At 51.7% G+C, this 6,090-nt stretch carries 7 protein-coding genes; all 7 read left to right on the plus strand.

Annotated elements, in window-relative coordinates; genetic code table 11:
• The first annotated feature begins 392 nt into the window (after positions 1 to 392).
• Positions 393 to 953 carry a F0F1 ATP synthase subunit delta gene (locus ABJQ89_RS10855; protein ID WP_348496256.1) on the plus strand — a complete coding sequence of 187 codons (561 nt, stop codon included), beginning with the start codon at positions 393 to 395 and terminating at the stop codon, positions 951 to 953.
• Positions 954 to 2,492 (plus strand): F0F1 ATP synthase subunit alpha, encoded by a 1,539-nt coding sequence (atpA, locus tag ABJQ89_RS10860; protein WP_348496257.1) that lies wholly within the window; start codon positions 954 to 956, stop codon positions 2,490 to 2,492.
• A gap of 13 nt (positions 2,493 to 2,505) precedes the next feature.
• On the plus strand, positions 2,506 to 3,381 hold the full coding sequence (locus ABJQ89_RS10865; RefSeq protein ID WP_348496258.1) for a F0F1 ATP synthase subunit gamma: 876 nt from the start codon (positions 2,506 to 2,508) through the stop codon (positions 3,379 to 3,381).
• Between the two features lie 18 nt (positions 3,382 to 3,399).
• Positions 3,400 to 4,824: a F0F1 ATP synthase subunit beta gene (atpD, locus tag ABJQ89_RS10870; protein WP_348496259.1), complete on the plus strand. Its 1,425-nt coding sequence runs from the start codon at positions 3,400 to 3,402 to the stop codon at positions 4,822 to 4,824.
• Between the two features lie 55 nt (positions 4,825 to 4,879).
• Positions 4,880 to 5,296, plus strand: coding sequence for a F0F1 ATP synthase subunit epsilon (locus ABJQ89_RS10875; protein WP_348496260.1), 417 nt, complete (start codon positions 4,880 to 4,882; stop codon positions 5,294 to 5,296).
• 147 nt (positions 5,297 to 5,443) lie between these two features.
• Positions 5,444 to 5,794 (plus strand): H-type lectin domain-containing protein, encoded by a 351-nt coding sequence (locus ABJQ89_RS10880; RefSeq protein ID WP_348496261.1) that lies wholly within the window; start codon positions 5,444 to 5,446, stop codon positions 5,792 to 5,794.
• An 87-nt stretch (positions 5,795 to 5,881) separates the two neighbouring features.
• On the plus strand, positions 5,882 to 6,090 hold a 209-nt coding region (locus tag ABJQ89_RS10885), incomplete at its 3' end, for a glutathione S-transferase N-terminal domain-containing protein (protein WP_348496262.1).

Below are 6,090 nucleotides of genomic sequence, written 5' to 3' on the forward strand. Positions count from 1 at the left end.
AGCGTGTGCATGCTTCTGCAGGACCGGGTCATCGTTTGCGCGTCCCTAATCCGCTCGAAGTTTTATCGCCCAAACCGGTGCCGGAATCTGCTGTCGGTCGACAACAGGATCAATCGTAGTTCGATACAAAAGTGGTGAAGGAATCGCAAAAAACTCCGAATTTTGAAGTTTTTTGTAACGCTTTGACATGCGCATCTCGTCGCATATGACCCAAACCCTTAAAAATAAGGGTGCTCACCGATCACGGAATTGTACCAAGATATGTTGCGATGCGGCATTCCCTCTGCTACATCGGCCCAGAATTTCACGCACCGACATGTGTCGGAGCTCAATCGCTTGCGGCTCGCTAAGTTTTCAGCCAAGCCAAAGGCCAGAATATCGGAAGGGTGGACGTGTCCGAACCAGCTTCGATTTCCTCAGGTATCGCTGCGCGCTATGCCTCAGCTGTTTTCGAGCTTGCCAAAGAAGGCAAAGCGCTCGCTAAACTTGAAACCAACGTGGATGATCTAGCGGCAGCGCTAGAAGACAGCGCTGAATTGCGCGACCTTATTTCATCGCCGGTGTATTCCCGCGATGTTCAAGGCGCTGCTATCGGCGCTATTTCCAAAAAGATGAAGTTGCAGCCAATCATGGCGAACACGCTGAGCCTTATGGCAACAAAGCGTCGTTTGTTCGTGTTGCCACAACTTGTGTCTCAACTGCGTGCTCTTATCGCAGAAGACAAAGGTGAAGTGACCGCGGACGTTACATCCGCAACCAAGTTGACCAAGGCACAGTCAGATAAACTGGCGAAAACGCTGAAGGCCAATGTTGGTAAAGACGTTAAGATCAAGGCGACCGTTGATGAGACACTCATCGGCGGTCTTGTTGTAAAGATTGGCTCGAAGATGATCGACACGTCGATCCGCTCCAAGCTGAATTCCCTCCAGAATGCAATGAAAGAGGTCGGATAAATGGGTATCCAAGCTGCAGAAATTTCTGCGATCCTAAAGGACCAGATCAAGAACTTTGGCAAAGACGCCGAAGTTGCTGAAGTCGGTCGCGTGCTGTCCGTCGGTGACGGTATCGCCCGTGTACACGGACTGGACAACGTTCAGGCCGGTGAAATGGTTGAATTCCCCGGTGGTATTCAAGGCATGGCCTTGAACCTCGAAGCGGACAACGTTGGTGTTGTTATCTTCGGCTCCGACAGCGAAATCAAAGAGGGTGACACTGTTAAGCGCACCAACTCTATTGTTGACGTTCCTGTTGGTGACGAACTGCTCGGCCGTGTTGTTGACGGTCTTGGCAACCCACTTGACGGCAAAGGTCCAATCAAAACGGCCAAGCGCGTTGTTGCGGAAGTTAAAGCGCCGGGCATTATCCCACGTAAATCCGTTCACGAACCAATGGCGACTGGCCTGAAGTCCGTTGACGCGATGATCCCAATTGGCCGTGGCCAGCGTGAGCTGATCATTGGTGACCGTCAGACAGGTAAAACTGCCGTTGCTCTGGACGCGATCCTGAACCAAAAATCTTACAACGAAGCTGCTGGCGACGACGAGAACAAGAAATTGTACTGCGTTTACGTTGCGATTGGCCAAAAGCGTTCCACAGTGGCGCAGCTGGTTAAGAAGCTCGAAGAATCTGGCGCGATGGAATATTCCATCGTTGTTGCTGCGACTGCGTCCGAGCCTGCACCTTTGCAGTTCCTCGCGCCATATGCCGCGACATCCATGGCAGAGCACTTCCGCGACAACGGCCGTCACGCTTTGATCATCTATGATGATCTTTCCAAGCAAGCGGTTGCGTATCGTCAAATGTCCTTGCTTCTTCGCCGCCCACCAGGCCGTGAAGCTTACCCAGGTGACGTTTTCTACCTTCACTCCCGTTTGCTCGAGCGTTCTGCGAAATTGAACGAAGAAAACGGTTCCGGTTCTTTGACGGCTCTGCCGATCATTGAAACGCAAGGTGGTGACGTTTCTGCGTTTATTCCAACAAACGTTATCTCCATTACCGATGGTCAGATCTTCTTGGAAACAGAATTGTTCTTCCAAGGTATCCGCCCAGCTGTGAACACAGGTCTTTCTGTTTCTCGTGTTGGTTCATCCGCTCAAACAAAAGCGATGTCCTCTGTTGCGGGTCCAGTTAAACTGTCCCTCGCTCAGTATCGTGAGATGGCGGCCTTCGCTCAGTTCGGTTCCGACCTCGACGCGGCAACTCAGCAATTGCTGAACCGTGGCGCGCGTTTGACAGAGCTGATGAAGCAGCCACAGTATTCACCACTGACCAACGCTGAAATCGTTGCAGTGATTTATGCTGGTACAAACGGCTTCCTCGACACGATCGAAGTTTCCGATGTTGGCCGCTACGAAGCTGGCATGCTGGCGCACATGCGCTCCAAGCACAGCGATCTGCTGGACGAGATCACCAACAAGGATCAGAAGATCAAAGGTGAGATTGCCGACAAACTACACGCAGCACTTACCGAATTCGCTTCTGATTTCGCGTAAGGGGATCTGACAGATGGCAAATCTTAAAGATCTCAAAAATCGGATCGAGAGTGTGAAAAACACTCGGAAGATCACGAAAGCCATGCAAATGGTTGCCGCGGCGAAACTTCGCCGCGCGCAGGAAGCTGCCGAACAGTCACGTCCCTACACGGAGCGTTTCAACGCTGTGATGGCGGGTCTTGCGGCTTCGGTTGGTGGATCTGACTCTGCGCCCAAACTGCTGAGCGGTACGGGCAAAGACGATGTACACCTGTTGGTCGTAATGACGTCTGAGCGTGGTCTTTGTGGTGGTTTCAATACCAACATTTCAAAGAAAGCACGCGTTCACGCGGACGAACTTCTCGCTGCCGGTAAGACTGTCAAAATCTTGACAGTCGGCAAGAAAGGCCGCGAGAGCCTGAAGCGTGACTTTGGTCAATACTATGTCGGGCATGTTGATTTGTCTGAGGTCAAGCGTCTCGGGTATTCTGACGCTCAAGGTATCGCAAATGATATCCTTGGCCGTTTTGATGCCGGTGAGTTTGATGTCGCGACACTCTTCTATGCGACGTTCGTGAACGTGGTCACCCAAAACCCAACAGCGCAGCAGATTATCCCTGCAGCGTTTGAGGCGGAAGAAGGCGCAGAAGCGGCAACGCTTTATGACTACGAGCCAAGCGAAGAAGCCATCTTGGCCGACTTGCTTCCACGCGGTGTGGCGACGGCGGTTTTCTCAGCTCTGCTGGAAAATGCTGCGTCCGAGCAAGGCTCACGAATGTCTGCGATGGACAACGCGACACGCAACGCGGGTGACATGATCGACAAGCTGACGATCCAGTTCAACCGTTCACGTCAGGCCGTCATTACCAACGAGCTGATTGAAATCATTTCGGGCGCGGAAGCGCTTTAAAATATCGGAGTTTACGACATGGCAAATGCAGTCGGAAAAATTACTCAGGTCATCGGTGCCGTCGTCGACGTGCAGTTCGAAGACAACCTGCCAGAGATTCTAAACGCTCTGGAAACACAAAACCAAGGCAAGACCCTTGTTCTCGAAGTTGCACAGCACCTTGGTGAGAACACGGTACGTACCATTGCGATGGACGGAACCGAAGGTCTTATTCGTGGTCAAGAAGTCACCAACACTGGCGCGCAGATTTCTGTTCCAGTTGGTAGCGCAACACTTGGCCGCATCATGAACGTCACAGGCGATCCTGTTGACGAGCAAGGCCCAGTTGCAGCTGAAGCACGCCGCCCAATTCACGGCGATGCGCCAACGTTTGAGCAGCAGTCTACAGCGACAGAAATCCTCGTGACAGGCATTAAGGTTATCGACCTTCTCGCGCCTTACACGAAGGGTGGTAAAATTGGTCTCTTCGGTGGTGCGGGTGTTGGTAAAACAGTTCTCATCATGGAACTCATCAACAACATTGCGAAGGTTCACTCAGGTGTTTCCGTATTCGCGGGTGTTGGCGAGCGTACACGTGAAGGTAACGACCTTTACCACGAAATGATCGAATCTGGCGTTATCGTTCCTGATAACCTCGTCGACTCGAAGATTGCTCTGGTTTACGGTCAGATGAACGAACCTCCCGGTGCGCGTATGCGTGTTGCTTTGACTGGTTTGACACTGGCCGAGCAGTTCCGCGATGACACAGGGACTGACGTTCTGTTCTTCGTTGATAACATCTTCCGCTTTACACAAGCTGGTTCTGAAGTTTCGGCTTTGTTGGGCCGGATTCCTTCCGCGGTTGGCTACCAGCCAACACTGGCGACCGACATGGGCGCGATGCAGGAACGTATTTCTTCCACGAAGAATGGTTCCATTACATCGGTTCAAGCCGTTTACGTTCCAGCGGATGACCTTACTGACCCGGCTCCAGCGACATCGTTTGCGCACCTTGATGCGACAACAGTTCTGGATCGTTCGATCTCTGAAAAAGGCATCTACCCGGCCGTTGACCCACTTGGTTCAACATCGCGTTTGCTTGACCCACTGATCATCGGTGAAGAGCACTACAAAGTTGCGACAGACGTTCAGCAGGTTCTGCAGCGTTACAAATCCCTTCAGGATATCATCGCCATTCTTGGTATGGATGAACTGTCTGAAGAAGATAAGTTGGCTGTTGCCCGTGCACGTAAGCTTGAGCGCTTCTTGTCTCAGCCGTTTGACGTTGCGAAGGTCTTCACAGGTTCTGACGGTGTTCAGGTTCCTATGGAAGACACAATCGCGTCGTTCAAAGCGGTTGTCGCAGGCGAGTACGATCACCTTCCAGAAGGCGCCTTCTACATGGTTGGCGGCATCGACGAAGTGATTGCCAAAGCCGAGAAAATGGCCGCAGACGCAGCTTAATCCCTGATTTGGTTGGTGCAGGCCTCGGTCTGCACCGCCTACAAAGGAGACGAACATGGCGGACACATTGCAATTCAATCTGGTTAGCCCAGAACGTAGCCTTGCATCTTTGCAGGTTACAGAAGTGCAGATCCCAGGTGCCGACGGCGACATGACAGCTATGGCTGATCACGCGCCAACGATCACAACATTGCGCCCCGGCGTTTTGAAAGTGACAGGCCCAGAAGGCGCTGCAGAATTTGTGGTTACTGGCGGTTTCGCTGAAATCGGTGATGACGGTATTTCCGTTCTTGCTGAGCAAGCGATTGCCAAAGCGGACATGGATCAAGCGACCCTCAAGGGTCTGGTCGACGCTGCAACAGACGCATTTGCAAAGGCTCAAGACGCCAAGAGCGAAGGCGTTGATGACATTGCCAAGAACTTGGCAGACGTCGTTGCACTTGGCGATGCTCTTGGAATTAGCGTTAACTGATCCATCGATCTGACAAAGAATTGAAAGCCCTTCCGAATGTCTCGGTGGGGCTTTTTTCTATTTTGGAGCACTTCGTGCTTGCCTAATTTTTGCCCACAATCAATTCTAGGGAGAGTTGGGGACGTTGAAGAAGATAGCCGGTACAATATGAAACGTATACGTAGCCATCTGATTGGTATCGATCAGGGTGAACACATCATGTTCTCAGATTATGAGAATGATGGAAAAATGTGGTCTGGTAGCGGTACACGGCAACGCAAAAGAACCATAATTTTCTCAGAACCCTTTGATGAACCACCGTCTGTTCAAGTTTCTATGTCCCTTATGGATTTGGACAAAGAAACGAATGTGCGCTCTGATGTAATGGCTCAGAATATCTCAACCACGGGATTTGATCTTGTGTTCCGCACTTGGGGTGACACACGCATAGCGAGAGTTCGTCTCTCCTGGATTGCAATCGGTGGCCTTCAGGATGAAGAAAGCTGGAGCTTAGTATAGTATCAGGCAAAACCTGACTGTTGCCTCTTTGAAAGGGTCATCGTGACCAGCGCTATTCTCTATTCCTTCCGCCGATGCCCCTATGCCATGCGCGCACGTTTGGCGATTGCATCCTCTGGTCTGACACCAGAGCACCGCGAAATTGTGCTGCGCGACAAAGCGCCTGAATTTCTAGAAGCATCGCCCAAGGGTACAGTGCCGGTCTTTGTGGATGGAACAAAGATTATCGAGGAATCTCTCGATGTTATGTACTGGGCGCTCGGCCAGAACGATCCAGAGGACTTGCTAGACATGCC

It is taken from the genome of Planktotalea sp. (genome assembly GCF_039984035.1).
GTDB lineage: Bacteria > Pseudomonadota > Alphaproteobacteria > Rhodobacterales > Rhodobacteraceae > Planktotalea.